This is a genomic window from Streptomyces sp. Ag82_O1-12 (assembly GCF_900182715.1).
GTDB lineage: Bacteria > Actinomycetota > Actinomycetes > Streptomycetales > Streptomycetaceae > Streptomyces > Streptomyces massasporeus.
Genome location: NZ_FXUW01000001.1, coordinates 4652181 through 4668797, shown reverse-complemented (window position 1 = coordinate 4668797; position 16617 = coordinate 4652181). Strand labels below are relative to the sequence as shown.

Below are 16617 nucleotides of genomic sequence, written 5' to 3'. Positions count from 1 at the left end.
GGAGGACGGGGAGATAAATCCTCTGATGCCGAAGCGCCACGAACAAGTGGTCCGGACCATGGACCGGCTCACATGTCGTCCACAGATCCTACAAACCGTCTCTGACAATCGGCCGGGGAATTCCGCGCCGCGAAACTTCACGAAACCCGGGCGGCCACCCGGTCAGGATCGCTCGGCCTCGTCAGGACACCACCCGGCCTGGCCAGGGCGCATCCGACGCGTCGGGCCGGCTCGGCCTCGTCAGGACAGCTCGGCCGCGACCACCTCGGCGATCTGCGCCGTGTTGAGCGCGGAACCCTTGCGCAGGTTGTCCCCGCACACGAACAGTTCGAGCGCCGTGGGGTCGTCCAGTGCCCGCCGGACCCGCCCGACCCAGGTCGGGTCGGTGCCGACCACGTCGGCGGGGGTCGGGAACTCCCCCGCGGCCGGGTTGTCGAACAGCACGACCCCGGGCGCCGTGGCGAGGATCTCGCGGGCCTTGTCGACGGTGACCTCACCCTCGAAGCGGGCGTGCACGGTCAGGGAGTGGGTGGTGATCACCGGCACCCGGACACAGGTGACGGCCACGGGGAGCTTCGGCAGGCCGAGGATCTTGCGGGACTCGTCCCGCACCTTCAGCTCCTCCGAGGACCAGCCGTCCTCCTGCGCCGTGCCCGCCCACGGCACGACGTTCAGCGCGACCGGCTCCGGGAACGGCCCGGTGTGGTCCCCGACGGCCCGGCGCACGTCGCCGGGGTGGGTGCCCAGTTCCGTGCCGGCGACCAGGGACAGCTGCCGGCGCAGGGTCTCCACGCCGGCGCGCCCGGCGCCGCTGACTGCCTGGTACGAGGAGGCGACCAGCTCGCGCAGCCCGAACTCGGCGTGCAGCGCGCCCAGGGCGACGATCATGGAGAGGGTCGTGCAGCTGGGGTTGGCGATGATCCCGCGGGGCCGCATCCGCACGGCGTGCGGGTTGACCTCGGGCACGACGAGCGGCACGTCCGGGTCCATCCGGAACGTGCCGGAGTTGTCGACCACCACCGCGCCCTTGGCGACGGCGAGCGGTGCCCATCGCTCGGCGACCTCGTCGGGGACGTCGAACATGGCGACGTCGACCCCGTCGAAGGCCTCCTCGCTGAGGGCCACGACCTCGGTCTCCTCGCCGCGCACGGTCAGTTTGCGGCCGGCGGAGCGCGGGGAGGCGATGAGCCTGATCTCGCCCCAGATGTCGGCCCGCTGGGACAGGATCCGGAGCATGACCGTGCCGACGGCTCCGGTCGCCCCCACCACGGCAAGCGTCGGACGCCCGGACCGTACGGTCCGGGCGTCCTGTCGGAGATCGGCCATCAGCGGCCGGTGCCTCCGTAGACGACGGCCTCGTCGCTGTCGGAGTCGAGCCCGAACGCGGAGTGCACGGCGCGGACGGCCTCGGGGACGTCGTCGGCGCGGGTGACGACCGAGATGCGGATCTCGGAGGTCGAGATCAGTTCGATGTTCACGCCGGCGTCGGACAGGGCCGTGAAGAAGTCGGCCGTGACGCCCGGGTTGGTCTTCATGCCGGCGCCGACGAGGGAGATCTTGCCGATCTGGTCGTCGTAGCGCAGCGAGTCGAAGCCGATGCCGGACTTGTTCTTCTCGAGCGCGTCGATGGCCTTGCGGCCCTCGGTCTTCGGCAGCGTGAAGGAGATGTCCGTCAGGCCCGTGGAGGCCGCGGACACGTTCTGCACGACCATGTCGATGTTGATCTCGGCGTCGGCGATCGTGCGGAAGATCGAGGCCGCCTCGCCCGGCTTGTCCGGCACGCCGACGACCGTGACCTTGGCCTCGGAGGTGTCGTGCGCGACACCGGAGATGAGAGCCTGCTCCACCTGCTTGTCCCCTTGCGTAATCGGCTCGCTGCTGACCCATGTGCCCTGAAGTCCGCTGAAGCTGGACCGGACGTGGATCGGGATGTTGTACCGGCGGGCGTACTCCACACAGCGGTGGAGCAGCACCTTCGACCCGGACGCCGCCAGTTCGAGCATGTCCTCGAAGGAGATCCAGTCGATCTTCCGGGCCTTCTTCACCACGCGCGGGTCGGCGGTGAACACGCCGTCGACGTCGGTGTAGATCTCACAGACGTCGGCGTCGAGGGCGGCGGCGAGAGCCACCGCCGTGGTGTCGGAGCCGCCGCGGCCGAGCGTGGTGATGTCCTTGGTGTCCTGGGAGACGCCCTGGAAACCGGCCACGATCGCGATGTTGCCCTCGTCCACCGAGGTCTTGATCCGGCCCGGCGTGACGTCGATGATCCGGGCCTTGTTGTGGACCGAGTCGGTGATGACACCCGCCTGGCTGCCGGTGAACGACTGGGCCTCGTGGCCCAGCTTTTTGATCGCCATGGCCAGCAGGGCCATGGAGATCCGCTCTCCGGCGGTCAGCAGCATGTCGAGCTCGCGCCCGGCAGGCATCGGGGAAACCTGCTCGGCGAGATCGATCAGCTCGTCCGTCGTGTCGCCCATCGCGGAAACCACGGCAACCACCTGGTTGCCGTTCTGCTTCGCTTCCACGATTCGCTTGGCGACGCGCTTGATGCCCTCGGCATCGGCTACGGAGGAGCCTCCGTACTTCTGCACGACAAGGCCCACGTGCGCTCCTCGCTCAATCCGTCTCTATCCGCTCATACGCATTCGTACCGCGGTCGGCTCAGTCTAACGAGCGTCCGAAAAACCCCTCCGCGATATCGCATGGTGAGATCTCGGGCCGCCCGTCCAGAGTCGCTCATGCCCATCTGGGCACCGGCCACTCGGGAAAGTGCCCGGCGTCACAATCGCACGAGCCACGGCCCTGGTCACGCAACTTTCAAGCACTAGGGTTCGGCTGTGCGCGTACTCCTGGTGGAAGACGATGAACCGGTCGCCGAGTCCCTGCGCCGTGGCCTCAGGCGCTACGGCTTCGAGGTCGAGTGGGTCACCACGGGCGGGGCGGCTCTCGATCACGAGGGCCCGTACGACGTCGTCCTGCTGGACCTCGGCCTGCCCGACACCGACGGGCTGGACGTCTGCAAGGCGCTGCGCGAGCGGGGCGACGTCCCGATCATCGTGATCAGCGCCCGCAGCGACGAGACGGACCGGGTGGTCGGGCTGGAGCTCGGCGCGGACGACTACGTCTCCAAGCCGTTCGGCGTCCGTGAGGTCATCGCGCGAATAAGGGCGGTCATGCGCCGCACGCGGCCCCGCACCCCCGCCGGGACGCCCGACACCGGCCCCGACCGCTACGGAACCCGCCTGACGATCGACCGCAAGGCGGTCCGGGTACGCCTGGACGGCGAGGAGGTCGCCCTCGCGCCCAAGGAGTACGACCTGCTGGCCTTCCTCACCGAGGAGCCCGGGGCGCTGATGTCGCGCGAGCAGATCATGGAAGCGGTCTGGGACGCGAACTGGTTCGGGCCGACGAAGACGCTGGACGTGCACGTGGCGGCGCTGCGGCGCAAGCTCGCGGGGGCGGTCACGATCGAGGCGGTGCGCGGGGTCGGCTTCCGGCTGGAGATCGCGAAGGACGCCGACGGGGACGGCACCGCCTCATGATCCGCCAGCTCGTCCGCAGCTACGTCCTGCTCGTCGCCGTCGCCATCGCGCTGTTCACCGTGCCGGTGGCGTTCACGCTCACGGACCAGCTGCGGGACGACACCCGGTCGGCCGTCATGCGCGAGGCCGACGCCATGGCCCTGCTGCTGGGCGACGGCCGGGCCGCCTCCTGCCAGGCCCTGGAGGAACTGGCCAAGGCCTACGACGACGAGATCCAGGTGACCCGCACCGCGGGTTGCCCGGCGGACCTGCCGCGCCCGGCGGCGGACGCGGCACTGACCCGGGCGCTGAAGGACGGCAGGCCCACGACCGACTGGGGCTCCTCCTTCATCTGGGGCCCCGAGCTGGTGATCACGGTGCCCGCCCGCGCCGCCGGCACGGACCGGATCGTCGGCGCCGTACGCATCGTGTACTCCACCGACGAGATGACCAGCCGGCTCTGGCAGATCTGGGGCTTCCGGGCGATCCTCGCCGTGCTCGTGCTCGGGGTGGCCGCCCTGCTCGGCGTCGGGGTGGCCCGGCGCCTCACCCGGCCGCTGCGCCAGCTCAACGACATGGCCAGCAAGTTCAGCGACGGCGATCTGACCGCCCGCTCCCCCGTGACGGGCCCGCCCGAGACCCAGACCCTGGCGCGCACCCTCAACCAGGGCGCGGAGCGCCTGGACACGCTGATCGCGGCCCAGCGCATCTTCGTCGCGGACGCCTCCCACCAACTGCGCACCCCGCTCACTGCGTTGCGGCTGTCCCTGGACAACATCGCCGACGGGACGGACGACGAGTTCGTACGGGAGGACGTGGAGCAGGCGACGGCGGAGGTCGTCCGGATGAGCCGGCTGGTCAGCGGGCTGCTGGTGCTGGCCCGGGCCGAGGCGAAGGTGACGGCGGCCGAGCCGCTCCCGCTGATGGACATCGTGCGGGAGCGGCTCGCCGTGTGGAGGCCGGCCGCCGACGAGCGCGGAGTCACCGTCGCGCTCAGGGGGAGTATCGACGGCCGGCCGTCTGTGCTGTCCGGCCCTGGTCATCTGGACCAGATGCTGGACAACGTGCTCTCCAACGCCCTGGAGGTCTCGCCCGACGGCGGGACGATCACCGTGCGGGTGGAGCCCCGGGGCGATGTGGTGGGGGTGTCGGTCCTGGACGAGGGGCCCGGCATGTCGGACACCGAGAAGTCCCGCGCCTTCGACCGCTTCTGGCGCGGCCGGGGCCTGACCGGGAAGTCCGGCTCCGGCCTCGGTCTGGCCGTCGTCAGACAGCTGGCGACGGACGACGGCGGGACCGTGACGCTGACGGACACGCCCGGTGGTGGCCTGTGCGTGACGATCACGCTGCGGGCGTCGTCCCACCGGGGCGGTGGCTGAACCGGATCAGCCCTGCGGCATCTTCGAGGAGTGGTGGTTCACGATGAGCCACGTGCCGTTCGGCTGCTTCTCGTAGGCGTAGGTGTAGCGGGCCTTGACGGTGCTCTTCTCGCCCGTGCCGTGGTCGGTGAGCGTGAACTCGTAGACGCCGGTGTCGATGACGGTGTCGCGGTCGAGGACGTTGACGACGGACTCGACCTTCGTGCCGACCGGCTTGTTCCGCAGGAAGCGCTCGAAGTAGTCGACGATCGCGGCTCTGTCCGTACGCACCTGGTTGGAGACGGTCGGCAGCAGGACCGCGTCCTTGGCGTACAGGTCGGCGACCTTCTTCGGGTCACCGGTCTGCAGCGCGGCGTTCCAGCGGTCGAAGAGTCCGAGCACCTGCGCCTTGGTCACCGGCTTGGCGTGCTTCTCGCCCTTGCCCCGGGAGTCGGCTCCGGCCGCTCCGGCGCCGACGGCGAGGGCGCCGGCGGCCAGGACCGCGCCGGCGGTGGCGGCGACGACTATGCTCCGGCGGACGGGGCGACGGTTCATGACATCTCCAGTGAGATCGAAGGGAGTCGGCCTGCCTCCGCGTTCTCTGCGGTGGAAGTGACTCCAGCCTCGCGTTTCACCGGTTAGGGGCCGTGCAGCCCACGTACAGGGCACGTACAAGGAGCCTCCAAATCCGGCGGCGCGGCAGAGGGCCGGGCGCTACCGTCTGGGCATGGAGATACTGCGCTACGTGGCGTTCAGCACGGATCCCGAGGGCGGCAACCCGGCCGGGGTGGTGCTCGACGCGAGCGGCGCCGACGACGCGATGATGCTGGCGACGGCGGCCGAAGTCGGCTACTCGGAGACGGCGTTCGTGGTGGACCCCGGCGACGGCACCCTGGACGTCCGGTACTTCAGCCCGCTCGCCGAGGTGTCGTTCTGCGGCCACGCGACGATCGCCACGGCCGTGGCCCACGCGGAGCGGCACGGCACCGGCCGGCTCCACCTGCGCACCCAGGCCGGCCCGGTCACCGTCACCACGGACCGGGCGGCGGACGGCACCCTCGTGGCGACCCTGGTGAGCGTCGCCCCGCGCACGGTCCCCCTCGAAGAGGCCGACTTCAGGCAACTGCTGGCGATCCTCGGCTGGTCCACCGAGGACCTGGACCCGCAACTGCCGCCCCGGGTGGCCTTCGCCGGTGCCTGGCACCCGGTCATCGCCACCGCGAGCCGGGACCGGCTGGCGGACCTGGACTACGACATGGCCGCGCTCGGCGACCTCATGGCCCGCCGGGACTGGACCACGATCGACCTGGTCCTGCGCGAGTCACCCACCGTCTTCCACGCCCGCAACCCGTTCCCGCCCGGCGGCGTGATGGAGGACCCGGCGACGGGAGCGGCGGCGGCGGCGTTCGGCGGCTACCTCAGGGAACTCGAACTCGTGCCGACCCCCGCGACGCTGACGATCCATCAGGGCGTGGACATGGGACGACCGAGCACGATCACCGTGACGGTGCCGGCGGACCCGCACAGCGGAATCGGCGTCACCGGCACGGCCGTTCGGATCTGACCGGCTACTTCGCCGGGCGCAGCCCCAGGGGCCCCGCGATCTCCTCGGCCATGACCCGGCCCGCCTCGATCTCCAGCGTGTCGTCGCCCATGCCCTGGTCCGTGTCCAGGCCGTCGAGTTCGGCCAGGGGCTGGTTCAGGCGGACGTGGGCGAGGACCGACTGCAAGGCCCGGAGGGTTGCCGAGGCCGTGGAGCCCCAGTTGGAGAAGTAGGAGAACTGCCACCACCACAGGGCCTCGCTGGTGCGGCCCGCGCGGTAGTGGGACATGCCGTGGCGCAGGTCGGCCATGACGTCGGCCAGGTCGTCGGAGATCCGGGCCGGCACGGGCGCCTTGCGGGGCTCGTAGGGGTCGAAGACCTCGGAGTAGACGTCGATCGGGTCCAGCAGGCGGGCCAGGTTCTCGCGGAGCGCGTCGACGTCCGGCTCGGGGCCCGAGTCGGGTTCGTAGCGCTCGTCGGGCACGATGTCCTCGTGCGCGCCGAGCCGGCCGCCGGCCAGGAGGAGTTGGGAGACCTCCAGAAGGAGGAAGGGCACGGCCGATTCCGGCTCGTCGCCCTTGGCGACCTCCGTGACGGCGACCAGGAAGCTCTCGATCTGGTCCGCGATCTGGACCGCGAAATCGTCCGGGTTCTGCTCGGTCGCGTGCAGCGTGGCGTCAGACATCTAGGAGTCGTCTCCCCTCGAAGGCGCGTCCGAGGGTGACCTCGTCCGCGTATTCCAGGTCCCCACCCACCGGGAGGCCGCTGGCCAGGCGGGTGACCTTCAGGCCCATGGGCTTGATCATGCGGGCGAGGTACGTCGCCGTCGCCTCGCCCTCCAGGTTCGGGTCCGTGGCCAGGATCAGCTCGGTGACCGTCCCGTCCGCCAGGCGGGCCAGGAGCTCCCTGATGCGCAGGTCGTCGGGGCCCACCCCGTCGATCGGGCTGATCGCGCCGCCCAGGACGTGGTAGCGGCCCCGGAACTCACGCGTGCGCTCGATCGCCACGACGTCCTTCGGCTCCTCGACCACGCAGATGACGGCCGGGTCGCGGCGGGTGTCGCGGCAGATGTTGCACAGCTCCTCCTGCGCGACGTTGCCGCAGGTCGCGCAGAAGCGGACCTTCGCCTTGACCTCCATCAGGGCCTGCGCGAGACGCCGTACGTCCGTCGGCTCGGCCTGGAGGATGTGGAAGGCGATCCGCTGGGCGCTCTTCGGACCGACGCCGGGCAGCCGCCCCAGCTCGTCGATCAGGTCCTGGACCACGCCTTCGTACAACGGACTGCCCTTCCTGGGTCTTCTGGGTCGGTACGCACCGTCCCGTACGTACCGTAGTTGTCTGCCGCCTGTCCGAGGAAGGCGGTGCGCCGGGTCAGAACGGCAGGCCGGGAATGCCTCCGCCGCCCAGGCCCTGCGTCAGCGGGCCCAGCTTCTGCTGCTGGAGCGCCTGCGCGTTCTCGTTGGCCGCCTGCACGGCCGCCACGACCAGGTCGGCGAGGGTCTCGGTGTCCTCGGGATCCACCGCCTTCGGGTCGATCTTCAGGGCGCGCAGTTCTCCGGCGCCGGTGACGGTGGCCGTCACCAGACCGCCGCCCGCCTGCCCGTCGACCTCCGTCTGCGCCAGTTCCTCCTGCGCCTGTGCCAGGTCCTGTTGCATCTTCTGGGCCTGCTGGAGCAGCTGCTGCATATTGGGCTGGCCACCACCGGGGATCACGATCAGCTCCTTGCTCGGTACGGGTTTTCCCGTTGGGCACGAGCCTACGTGCTCGGGGCTGCCGTCGCCCCAGCACTCTTTCGAGTGAGTCCCTCTCGCGCCCTATACCTGATCAAGGAATACTTCCGGGCGGAAAAGAGGCGAAAGCTACGTCTTCGCCACCCATTGGGAGGTAGGAAGGGTCGGGCGCGTGCAGGGTGCGGGCTTTCGTCCATCGCGCAGCGTGATCGGTGAGTGAACCGTACGTGGTCATTCGTGGTCAGTGAGGAGTGCCGGGTGGGTCAGCCGGAGATGCAGCCCGAGGGGCCGCCTCAGGACGGGCGGGGCGAGCAGGCGGCGGCCGGGCTGCGGCCGGGCGATCTGACCGGGCGGGTCTTCCCGCTCGGGGACTGGGGTGAGCCGGCGCTCCGGCTGGACGAGCTGTACCGGTGGGTGGAGCACGGGGCGCTGCGGACGGCGGCCTGGTACCTCGCGGACCGGGTGTGGAAGCGGCGGTGCGCGCGGGTGCTGCGCTGCGGGGCCGCGGTGGGGGCGGTCACCGGGGTCGCGCTGCCCCTGCTGGATCTGACCGGGGTCGCGGGCGGGATCGCGCCCTGGGGGTGTCTGGCGCTGCTGGTGGGGGCGGCGTGCGTGGCCGTCGACCGGTACTTCGGGGTGACGTCCGGGTGGATGCGGGACGTGGCCACCGCGCAGGCCGTGCAGCGGCGGTTGCAGGCGCTCCAGTTCGACTGGGCGGCGGAGAGCGTGCGGGAGGTGCTGGGTCCTGCGGAGGGGACGGCCGGGGAGGCCGCGGAGCGGTGCCTCGGGGTGCTGCGGAGGTTCTCCGAGGACCTGACGGAGCTGGTCAGGGTGGAGACGGCGGACTGGATGGGGGAGTTCCGGACCGGGGGTTCGGCGCCGGCGGGGTTGCAGGCGGTGGTGTTCCCGGGGCCGGGGCGCGGGAACGAGGCGGGGGTGAACGGGCGGTTCACTGTGCCGCCGCCGCATGGGGCGGCCCGGCCGAACATGCCTCGGCAGCGGCCGCCGGAGCCGCGGTGAGCCGCATTGGGTTCCCGGTGCTCGGCGTCTGTACTGGGGCGGGTGGGTTCGCAGCTTGGCGTAGCGGGGGGCCGCTGCGTTGATGCCGGGGCCGGGTGGGTCCGCAGCCCGGCGAGGGAGTCGGCGGGGGGCCGGCCGTAGGTGTAGGCGTACTCGATCTCCCGGTACGGGTAGTCGCTCGTGCCGTGTTCGATGGCGTCGACCGAGGCGGGATCGTCGTCCAGGCGGAGCGCGTGCAGGCCCTTCGCGCGGCCGGCGAGGTTGCGTTCGCTGTAGCCGATGGCGCCGGGGAGGCCGGCGACCGTCTCCAGGACCTGTTCGGTCGAGTCGAGTTCGCAGCGGATGACGGCTGCCGTGGGGTCGTCCCGGTGGACGCAGTCGACGGAGGAGTTGGCGATCTCGCCCCGGCCCAGCACCCGGCGCTGGAAGACCTGCCGCGTCCCGGAGTTGGCGTCCCGGCTCACCAGAAGCACGGGCAGGTCGGGGCCGCCGAGCTGCCGCCAGTTGCGGATCTCGCCCCGGTAGAGACGCCGGACGTCGGCGGTCGACAGGTTCGTCAGCCGCACGTCGTCGTTGACCACGAGCGCGAAGACAGACACCGCCACCCGGTTCTCCCGCAGGTCGGGCAGGCCGGCGGGCTTGGGGCCGTCCGACAGGGCCACACCGGCGTTCAACGACCTCGGGGCCGAGGTGAGTTGGTCACTGCTTCGTGTACGTCAGCCGTTCCCCGCTGCTCGTGTTCACGCGCTCGAGCGTGCCGTCGGACAGGAGGGTCACCTCGGTGGCCGCGCCCGGGGTGCAGGCGGTGCGCGGCTGCCCGACCTTCACGGTGGACGGGCCGATCGCCAGCGCGCCGCCGGTACCGGGGGCCGCGGTCAACCGCCCCTCGAACACGCAGTGGTAGCTGCCGCCACCGCCCTTGGTCGGGCCGTCGGCCACGAGGGAGAGGATCGTGTCGCCCGGTTCGCCCTGCTGGATGGTGAGCGAACGGCTGTGCTCGCCGTCGGCGTTGTCGATGGTCGTGGTCCAGGTGCCGAGGTACCCCGCCGGGATCGTGCCGTCCGCCGGGGAGGCGGAAGGGTCCGGCTGCGAGGTCGTCGAGGACGGGCCCGGGGTGGTCGGCGGGGCGCTCGTGCCCTGCGTCGGGCCGGCGCCGTCGTCGGCCCGGTCGTCGCCGCCGCCCTGCATCAGCGCGTACACCGAACCGCCCGCGGCCAGCGCGACGACCAGGGCGATCACGACGAGCAGCGCGGTGGAACGGCCGTTCCCCCGCGGCTGCTGTGACTGCGGGGGGCCGTACGGCGGGGTCGTGCCGTAGGGCGGCGGACCGTAGGGCGGGGTGGAGCCGAGGCCGCCGTAGGCGGGATGGGGCTGGGGGTGCTGCTGGGGGTAGCCGTACGCCGGGTACGGGGGCTGGGGTGTCTGCTGCTGCGGGTGGGGCGGGGGTGTCCCCGGCTGCGGGTGGGGCGGGGCGCCCGCGGGCGGGAGTTGCCGGGGCGCCGGGGGTGCGCCCTGCCCCGCGACCATGGTGGGCAGATGGTTGACCGGCGGGCCCTCGCCCGGCCGGCCCGGCGGGGGCGGGGCGGGGGTCGCGGCGGGCGCCGCCGCGGGAGCCGGGGGCAGCGCCGGGGGCAGCGCCGGGCGCGGCGACGACTCGTCGGCGGCGGGGGCGTGTTCGGGGGTGGGGCCGGGGCCGGGGTTCTCGTCGGGGCCGGAACCCTGCCCGCCCGCGGGTGGCTCGGGAGCACCGGCTTCCTCGGCGGAGCCGGCCCCCTCGGGGTCCTCCGCGTCCAGCAACCGCACCGCGTGCCGCCCCAGTTGGGCCACGAGTGCGCTCGGCAGCCAGGGGTCGAGGGCGCGGCCGTCGGAGACGGTGTCGTCCGCGCCCGTGCGTTCCAGGACACGGTCGAGGGAGGGCCGGGCGGCGGGGTCCTTGCGCAGGCAGTCCCGGACGAGGTCGGCGATGCCCTCGGGGACGCCGTCCAGGTCCGGTTCCTCCTGGGCGATGCGGAACATCAGGGCGTGCACGCCGCTGTTGGCGGTGCCGAAGGGCAGGGCGCCGGTCGCGGCGTAGGCGAGGACCGAGCCGAGGCAGAAGACGTCGCACGCCGGGGTGATGCGGTCGCCCCGCACCTGCTCGGGCGCCATGAAGCCGGGCGATCCGACGAGCGCGCCGGTACGGGTGAGCCCGCCGTCCGTCACGGTCTCCAGGGCGCGGGCGATGCCGAAGTCGATGACGCGCGGGCCGTCGATGGTGACCAGCACGTTGGACGGCTTGAGGTCACGGTGGACGATGCCCGCGGCGTGGATGTCCTTGAGGGCGTGCGCGAGCCCGGCCGCGAGGATGCGGACCGTCCGCTCGGGCAGGGCACCGTGGTCGTGCCCGACGACCTGCTGGAGGCTCGGCCCGGCGACATAGCCCGTGGCGACCCACGGCACCGCCGCCTCGGTGTCCGCGTCCAGCACCGGCGCCGTCCAGTACCCGCCGACCCGCCGCGCGGCCTGCACCTCCTGCCGGAACCGCTCCCGGAACTCCTCCTGCGCGGCCAGCTCCTCGCGCACGAGTTTCACGGCGACCGTACGGCCCCGCTCCGAGCGGGCCAGATAGACGTGCCCCATGCCCCCCGCACCGAGCCGCGCCAGCAACCGGTAGGCGCCAATGCTCCCCCAGTGCTTAACGCCTGGGGGCACCCCCAGCGGATCCCCGGGCCCCAGCTTCTCCATCGCTCAGCCGCCTTCCCCCCACACGTGAGCAACAGATCGAGAATAGTGCCGGGCCGGGGCGGGGTGGCCGGGGCGAACTCTACGGTTCCGTAACAGGCGCGGGGGGCGGGCCGGGCAGCCCCACCTCGTCCAGCACCGTCGACAGCCGTTCGAGCAGCCGTACCGCCTCCGCCAGGTCCGCCTCGCCGAACGCCTCGGCCAGCCGGTCGGCGAACGCCGCGTGGCCGGGGCCGATGCGGGCGATCGCCGCACGGCCCTCCTCGGTCGGCGCGAGGAGCTTGGCCCTGCGGTGCGCCGGGTTCGGCCGGTACTCCGCGAGCCCCCGCTCCACCAGCAGGTCGGCGATGCGCTGGACGCTCTGCCGGGTGATGCCCATGGCGCGGGCGATGCCGGAGACCGGCAGCGGTTCGCCGAGGACCGCGCCGAGCACCTGCCACCAGGCGGCGGTGAGCCCGGCGGGCCGGGCCAGTTCCTCCGCGACGGCGAGGAACTGGCCGTTGAGCCTGAACACCCCGAGGGCGCTGCGGCTGAACAGGTCCTGACGCTCACGGCTCACAGTGCGCCGGCCTTCTCCAGCACCCCGTAGGCCGCCGGGTCGGAGTCGTGGAACAGCCGGTACCAGGCGTCCAGCACCTCCCCCTCGTAGACCCCGAGGAGCCGGAGGATCTCCCGGGCGAAGGCGACGGGCTCGGTGGGGCCCGCCGTGATCAGGGGGCCGTCGGTGACGGCGTCGGCCTCGACGTAGCGTCCGCCGCCCGCGTAGCCGGTCGCGGCCAGGTAGAAGGAGATCGCGCTGGTGTGGTCGCGGTTGTCGAGCAGGCCCTCGCGGGCGAGTCCGGCGGTGGCGCCGCAGATGGCGGCGACCGGGACGCCCGCGTCGAGGAAGGCCCTGGCCGTGCGGGCGAAGGGCGCGAGGTCGTCGGTCGTGTCCCAGAGGTCGGCGCCCGGCAGGATCAGCAGCGCGCTGTCCTCGGGCCGCAGGGCGTCCAGGGCCAGGTCGGGCCGGATGCGCAGGCCCCCGACACTGCGCACGGGGGCGGTGGACGGGCCGACCGTCCGGATCTCGTGGCCGGTGCGGGCGAGCTGGGCCGTGGCGTGGCCGGTCTCCCAGTCCGCGAGGGTGTCGTAGACGGCGAGATGGACGGGCTTGCCGGGGGTGGCGTTCATGACTCCTCCTCGATCCCGTACGTTTATGACAGCATTCTGTCGAGAAGACAGCACACTGTCAATGCCCGTCGTCCCGCCCCGGACAACCGGTCGCCCCGCCTGGACAACCTGTCGGGGAGCCGCCGCCGACTCCAGACAGGCCGCCGATTTCACCGCCCTCTCCCCCACGCCTACGCTCGCCCGCATGACCCCTCAGCCGAACCCCGAAGCCGGTGCCGCCGTCAAGGCCACCGACCGTGACCATGTGTTCCACTCCTGGTCCGCTCAGGAGCTCATCGACCCGCTCGCCGTCGCCGGTGCCGAGGGGTCGTACTTCTGGGACTACGACGGCCGGCGCTACCTCGACTTCTCCAGCGGGCTCGTCTACACCAACGTCGGCTACCAGCACCCGAAGATCGTCGCCGCGATCCAGGAGCAGGCCGCGAGGATGACGACCTTCGCGCCCGCCTTCGCGGTCGAGGCGCGGTCGGAGGCGGCCCGGCTGATCGCCGAGCGGACCCCGGGCGACCTGGACAAGATCTTCTTCACCAACGGCGGCGCCGACGCCGTGGAGCACGCGATCCGGATGGCCCGTCTGCACACGGGCCGCCCGAAGGTGCTCTCGGCGTACCGCTCGTACCACGGCGGGACGCAGCAGGCCGTGAACATCACCGGCGACCCGCGCCGCTGGGCCTCCGACAGCGGCACGGCCGGGGTCGTGCGCTTCTGGGCGCCCTACCTCTACCGCTCCCGCTTCTACGCCGAGACCGAGGAGCAGGAGTGCGCGCGGGCGCTGGAGCACCTGGAGACGACGATCGCCTTCGAGGGGCCCTCGACCGTCGCGGCGATCATCCTGGAGACCATTCCGGGCACGGCCGGGATCATGGTCCCGCCGCCCGGTTACCTCGCCGGGGTCCGGGAGCTCTGCGACAAGTACGGGATCGTCTTCGTCCTGGACGAGGTCATGGCCGGGTTCGGGCGGACCGGTGAGTGGTTCGCGGCGGACCTGTTCGACGTCACGCCGGACCTGCTGACCTTCGCCAAGGGCGTGAACAGCGGATACGTGCCGCTGGGCGGGGTCGCGATCTCCGGCGCGATCGCCGAGACGTTCGGGAAGCGCCCGTACCCCGGCGGCCTGACGTACTCCGGGCACCCGCTGGCGTGCGCCGCCGCGGTGGCGACGATCAACGTCATGGCCGAGGAGGGTGTCGTCGAGAACGCGGCCCGGCTGGGCGCCGAGGTGGTCGGTCCGGAGCTGCGGGCGCTCGCCGAGCGGCACGCAAGCGTCGGCGAGGTGCGCGGCGTGGGCATGTTCTGGGCGCTGGAGCTGGTGCGCGACCGCGAGACGCGGGAGCCGCTGGTGCCGTACAACGCGGCCGGCGAGGCGAACGCCCCGATGGCCGCCTTCGCCGCCGCCGCGAAGAAGGGCGGCCTGTGGCCCTTCGTGAACATGAACCGGACGCATGTCGTGCCGCCCTGCAACATCAGCGAGGCGGAGCTCAAGGAGGGCCTCGCCGTGCTGGACGCCGCGCTGTCGGTGGCGGACGAGTACACCGGGTAAACACCTGTAAACCCGTCAGTAACCGACATCCTCGCGTCCCGTTCGAACGCGTAAGGTGGCGTGCTCGTAGACATACATATACGCGCACGCCACCCGAACGCGACGAGGGAGACGCCCTGACCATGCCCGCCAGCTCCGGCAACGGCGCCGTGACGCGCAGCACCCTGCGGCAGCAGATCGCCGACGCCCTTCGTGACGAGGTGCTGGCCGGGCGGCTCCAGCCGGGGCAGGAGTTCACGGTCAAGGAGATCGCCGAGCAGTACGGGGTGTCCGCGACGCCGGTGCGCGAGGCGCTCGTCGACCTCTCCGCGCAGGGGCTCCTGGAGGCCGACCAGCACCGCGGCTTCCGGGTCCACGAGTACTCGGTCGACGACTTCCGCGGCATGATCGAGGCCCGCGGGCTGGTCATCGAGGGCATGTTCCTCGCGCTGACCGCGGGGCGCCCGAACGCGGTGCGGCCCGACGACCCCCGGTCCGCCGCCGTGGTCGCCGGGGTCCGCAGGCGCGGCGAGGAGGCACAGCGGGCCGCCGCCGCCGGTGATCTCACCGTCCTCATCGGCTACGACCTGCGCTTCTGGCGCGAGCTCGGCGCCTGCTTCGGGAACCCCTACCTCGCCGACTTCCTGCACCGGCTGCGCGTCCAGACCTGGGTGTGCGCGGTGCAGCACCTGCGGCGGCTCACCGATCTGCGCGGCGAGCTGTGGGCCGGCCACACCCAGCTGGTCGACGCGCTCATCGACCGCGACAACGACGCCGCCCGGACGATCATCGCCGCGTACAACACGCACTCGCTCAGCCTGATCGAGCGGCTCGCCTCCCAGTGACCCGAGTCGCCGCTGTCCGTGTGGGTATGGGACATGCACGGCGGGAGCCGTGACCGCGGCGCCCCGCTACCCTTCTTGACCACCGTGCTACCCGACCACCGCGCTGAGCGAGGAGCCTTCTTTGGCCTGTGACCTGTGGCTGGTACCGCTCGTCGACGTGTTGTGCCACACGCCGGACAACCCCTTCGCCGAGGAACTCGCGCAATACAACAAGGTGCTCGCCGAGGCCGGTCTGCCGCCGGTGCCGGTGTACCAGTACATGCCGGGCCTGTCCGGCGAGGTCGCCCCGGTCGCGGGCTTCGACTACGACGCGCTGCACTTCCTGCGCCGGGCCTATCTGCTCCAGGTGTGCGGCCTGCCGGTGACGCCCGTGGACGAACTCGGCGGGGACTACGAGCAGTTGCTGGAGATGTTCGAGTCGACGGCCCAGCAGTCGCACCTGGTCTGGCACTACGACCACGCGGGCGCCTACGTCCCGGTCGACTTCCCCAGCCCGCTCGCCGACGACGCACTCCTCGCCGGCGGCGGCCCGCTGGGCTCCTCGCACGCGCTGCTGCGGGAGCTGGCGGTGGTCGCCCCGGCCCTCGGCATCGATCCGGCCAACCCGCCGGCGGCCCCCCAGGCGCCGCTCGCGCCGACGGAGTTGGAGGAACCCGCCGTGCCGGCCCCGTACGACCCGAGTCCGTTCGCCCGTGAACGGCACGTCTGGCTCGGCCTGCACGCGGCCGTGACCCGCAGTCTCGCCCAGGGGTCGATGATCGTCTTCAGCTGAGCTTGGTCGTCGTCGGCTCAGCCCGACCGTCTTCAGCTGAGCCCGGTCGTCGTCGGCTCAGTCCGACCGTCGTCGGCTGAGCCCGAGGCTCAGCGTCCCAGCTGGGAGAGGCCCTTCTGCATGTCCTCGACGTTCATCACCGGCGTGTAGGTGATCTCCGCGCCCAGATGCATGAAGAACGGCTCGCTGAAGACCGGCATCTGCCAGCTTCCCTGCATGTCGAAGACCAGGTAGGCGGTGCGCTTGCCGTGGTCGGAGGTGAAGTAGGCCGCTTCGGGCTTGATCTGTTCCAGCGACTCCTGGATCAGCTTCGGCAGGGTCCCGTTACGGATGGCCTCGTTGGCCTTCTCCGTGTCCATGGACGCCTTGAGCAGTACGCGCATCGCACTCACCTTCTTCTGGTCGACGCACGCGGGG

At 71.9% G+C, this 16617-nt stretch carries 17 protein-coding genes and 1 pseudogene; 7 read left to right on the top strand and 11 right to left on the bottom strand.

The features are described 5' to 3' along the window. Positions 1-240: 240 nt before the first annotated feature. Both QOL88_RS21485 and QOL88_RS21480 read right to left on the bottom strand, forming a co-directional pair. A complete protein-coding gene (locus tag QOL88_RS21485; RefSeq protein ID WP_097218462.1) occupies positions 241-1326 on the bottom strand; it encodes an aspartate-semialdehyde dehydrogenase in 1086 nt (361 codons plus the stop codon). Next, positions 1326-2603 (bottom strand): aspartate kinase, encoded by a 1278-nt coding sequence (locus QOL88_RS21480; protein WP_097218461.1) that lies wholly within the window; start codon positions 2601-2603, stop codon positions 1326-1328. Before QOL88_RS21480 ends, QOL88_RS21485 begins: the two co-directional genes overlap by 1 nt. A gap of 234 nt (positions 2604-2837) precedes the next feature. On the opposite strand from QOL88_RS21480, the gene QOL88_RS21475 reads away from it, so the two are divergent. Together QOL88_RS21475 and QOL88_RS21470 are read left to right on the top strand one after the other, a co-directional pair. Further along, positions 2838-3542 (top strand): response regulator transcription factor, encoded by a 705-nt coding sequence (locus QOL88_RS21475; RefSeq protein WP_097218460.1) that lies wholly within the window; start codon positions 2838-2840, stop codon positions 3540-3542. Beyond that, positions 3539-4900 carry a sensor histidine kinase gene (locus QOL88_RS21470; protein ID WP_097218459.1) on the top strand — a complete coding sequence of 454 codons (1362 nt, stop codon included), beginning with the start codon at positions 3539-3541 and terminating at the stop codon, positions 4898-4900. Before QOL88_RS21475 ends, QOL88_RS21470 begins: the two co-directional genes overlap by 4 nt. Before the next feature lie 6 nt (positions 4901-4906). Here the strand turns inward: QOL88_RS21470 and QOL88_RS21465 are convergent, their stop codons facing one another. After that, complete coding sequence (locus tag QOL88_RS21465; protein WP_097218458.1) at positions 4907-5434, bottom strand: SgcJ/EcaC family oxidoreductase; 528 nt, start codon at positions 5432-5434, stop codon at positions 4907-4909. Positions 5435-5606: 172 nt separating this feature from the next. Between QOL88_RS21465 and QOL88_RS21460 the strand changes: the two genes are divergently transcribed. After that, positions 5607-6443 (top strand): PhzF family phenazine biosynthesis protein, encoded by an 837-nt coding sequence (locus QOL88_RS21460; RefSeq protein ID WP_097218457.1) that lies wholly within the window; start codon positions 5607-5609, stop codon positions 6441-6443. A gap of 4 nt (positions 6444-6447) precedes the next feature. Here QOL88_RS21460 and QOL88_RS21455 read toward each other — a convergent pair whose 3' ends face one another. The 3 genes from QOL88_RS21455 to QOL88_RS21445 form a co-directional block, all read right to left on the bottom strand. After that, a complete protein-coding gene (locus tag QOL88_RS21455) occupies positions 6448-7107 on the bottom strand; it encodes a DUF5063 domain-containing protein (RefSeq protein WP_097218456.1) in 660 nt (219 codons plus the stop codon). Beyond that, on the bottom strand, positions 7100-7699 hold the full coding sequence (gene recR / locus QOL88_RS21450) for a recombination mediator RecR (protein WP_003991835.1): 600 nt from the start codon (positions 7697-7699) through the stop codon (positions 7100-7102). Before recR ends, QOL88_RS21455 begins: the two co-directional genes overlap by 8 nt. Before the next feature lie 94 nt (positions 7700-7793). Beyond that, complete coding sequence (locus QOL88_RS21445) at positions 7794-8135, bottom strand: YbaB/EbfC family nucleoid-associated protein (protein ID WP_097218455.1); 342 nt, start codon at positions 8133-8135, stop codon at positions 7794-7796. Between the two features lie 276 nt (positions 8136-8411). Between QOL88_RS21445 and QOL88_RS21440 the strand changes: the two genes are divergently transcribed. Next, complete coding sequence (locus tag QOL88_RS21440; protein ID WP_097223117.1) at positions 8412-9173, top strand: SLATT domain-containing protein; 762 nt, start codon at positions 8412-8414, stop codon at positions 9171-9173. A gap of 110 nt (positions 9174-9283) precedes the next feature. Here the strand turns inward: QOL88_RS21440 and QOL88_RS21435 are convergent. The 4 genes and pseudogenes from QOL88_RS21435 to QOL88_RS21420 all read right to left on the bottom strand — a co-directional run. Continuing rightward, a pseudogene (locus QOL88_RS21435) lies at positions 9284-9841 on the bottom strand (substrate-binding domain-containing protein); the annotation flags it as partial. 31 nt (positions 9842-9872) lie between these two features. Further along, positions 9873-11897 (bottom strand): serine/threonine-protein kinase, encoded by a 2025-nt coding sequence (locus QOL88_RS21430; RefSeq protein WP_097218453.1) that lies wholly within the window; start codon positions 11895-11897, stop codon positions 9873-9875. Between the two features lie 79 nt (positions 11898-11976). Further along, entirely contained in the window at positions 11977-12453 is a 477-nt protein-coding gene (locus QOL88_RS21425) for a MarR family winged helix-turn-helix transcriptional regulator (RefSeq protein WP_097218450.1), read from the bottom strand. After that, a complete protein-coding gene (locus QOL88_RS21420) occupies positions 12450-13064 on the bottom strand; it encodes a DJ-1/PfpI family protein (protein WP_097218447.1) in 615 nt (204 codons plus the stop codon). Before QOL88_RS21420 ends, QOL88_RS21425 begins: the two co-directional genes overlap by 4 nt. Positions 13065-13248: 184 nt before the next feature. Here QOL88_RS21420 and QOL88_RS21415 point away from each other — a divergent pair, with 184 nt between their 5' ends. The 3 genes from QOL88_RS21415 to QOL88_RS21405 all read left to right on the top strand — a co-directional run bounded on the left by QOL88_RS21415 (position 13249) and on the right by QOL88_RS21405 (position 16200). Continuing rightward, the gene (locus QOL88_RS21415; RefSeq protein WP_097218445.1) at positions 13249-14604 is read left to right on the top strand and encodes an aspartate aminotransferase family protein; all 1356 of its coding nucleotides are present in this window, start codon (positions 13249-13251) and stop codon (positions 14602-14604) included. Positions 14605-14726: 122 nt separating this feature from the next. Beyond that, the gene (locus tag QOL88_RS21410) at positions 14727-15428 is read left to right on the top strand and encodes a GntR family transcriptional regulator (RefSeq protein ID WP_097218442.1); all 702 of its coding nucleotides are present in this window, start codon (positions 14727-14729) and stop codon (positions 15426-15428) included. Positions 15429-15549: 121 nt separating this feature from the next. Beyond that, on the top strand, positions 15550-16200 hold the full coding sequence (locus QOL88_RS21405) for a putative DNA-mimic protein (RefSeq protein ID WP_097218441.1): 651 nt from the start codon (positions 15550-15552) through the stop codon (positions 16198-16200). An 89-nt stretch (positions 16201-16289) separates the two neighbouring features. Here the strand turns inward: QOL88_RS21405 and QOL88_RS21400 are convergent, their stop codons facing one another. Beyond that, a complete protein-coding gene (locus tag QOL88_RS21400) occupies positions 16290-16583 on the bottom strand; it encodes a hypothetical protein (protein WP_097218438.1) in 294 nt (97 codons plus the stop codon). Positions 16584-16617: the final 34 nt, after the last annotated feature.

What these genes read in the sequence shown, in the direction of transcription:
- QOL88_RS21415 (WP_097218445.1), top strand. Translation starts at nt 13,249, where the DNA reads ATGACCCCTCAGCCGAACCCCGAAGCCGGTGCCGCCGTCAAGGCCACC.
- QOL88_RS21455 (WP_097218456.1), bottom strand. Translation starts at nt 7,107, where the DNA reads ATGTCTGACGCCACGCTGCACGCGACCGAGCAGAACCCGGACGATTTC.
- QOL88_RS21460 (WP_097218457.1), top strand. Translation starts at nt 5,607, where the DNA reads ATGGAGATACTGCGCTACGTGGCGTTCAGCACGGATCCCGAGGGCGGC.
- QOL88_RS21465 (WP_097218458.1), bottom strand. Translation starts at nt 5,434, where the DNA reads ATGAACCGTCGCCCCGTCCGCCGGAGCATAGTCGTCGCCGCCACCGCC.
- QOL88_RS21420 (WP_097218447.1), bottom strand. Translation starts at nt 13,064, where the DNA reads ATGAACGCCACCCCCGGCAAGCCCGTCCATCTCGCCGTCTACGACACC.
- QOL88_RS21400 (WP_097218438.1), bottom strand. Translation starts at nt 16,583, where the DNA reads ATGCGCGTACTGCTCAAGGCGTCCATGGACACGGAGAAGGCCAACGAG.
- QOL88_RS21470 (WP_097218459.1), top strand. Translation starts at nt 3,539, where the DNA reads ATGATCCGCCAGCTCGTCCGCAGCTACGTCCTGCTCGTCGCCGTCGCC.
- QOL88_RS21430 (WP_097218453.1), bottom strand. Translation starts at nt 11,897, where the DNA reads ATGGAGAAGCTGGGGCCCGGGGATCCGCTGGGGGTGCCCCCAGGCGTT.
- QOL88_RS21485 (WP_097218462.1), bottom strand. Translation starts at nt 1,326, where the DNA reads ATGGCCGATCTCCGACAGGACGCCCGGACCGTACGGTCCGGGCGTCCG.
- QOL88_RS21410 (WP_097218442.1), top strand. Translation starts at nt 14,727, where the DNA reads ATGCCCGCCAGCTCCGGCAACGGCGCCGTGACGCGCAGCACCCTGCGG.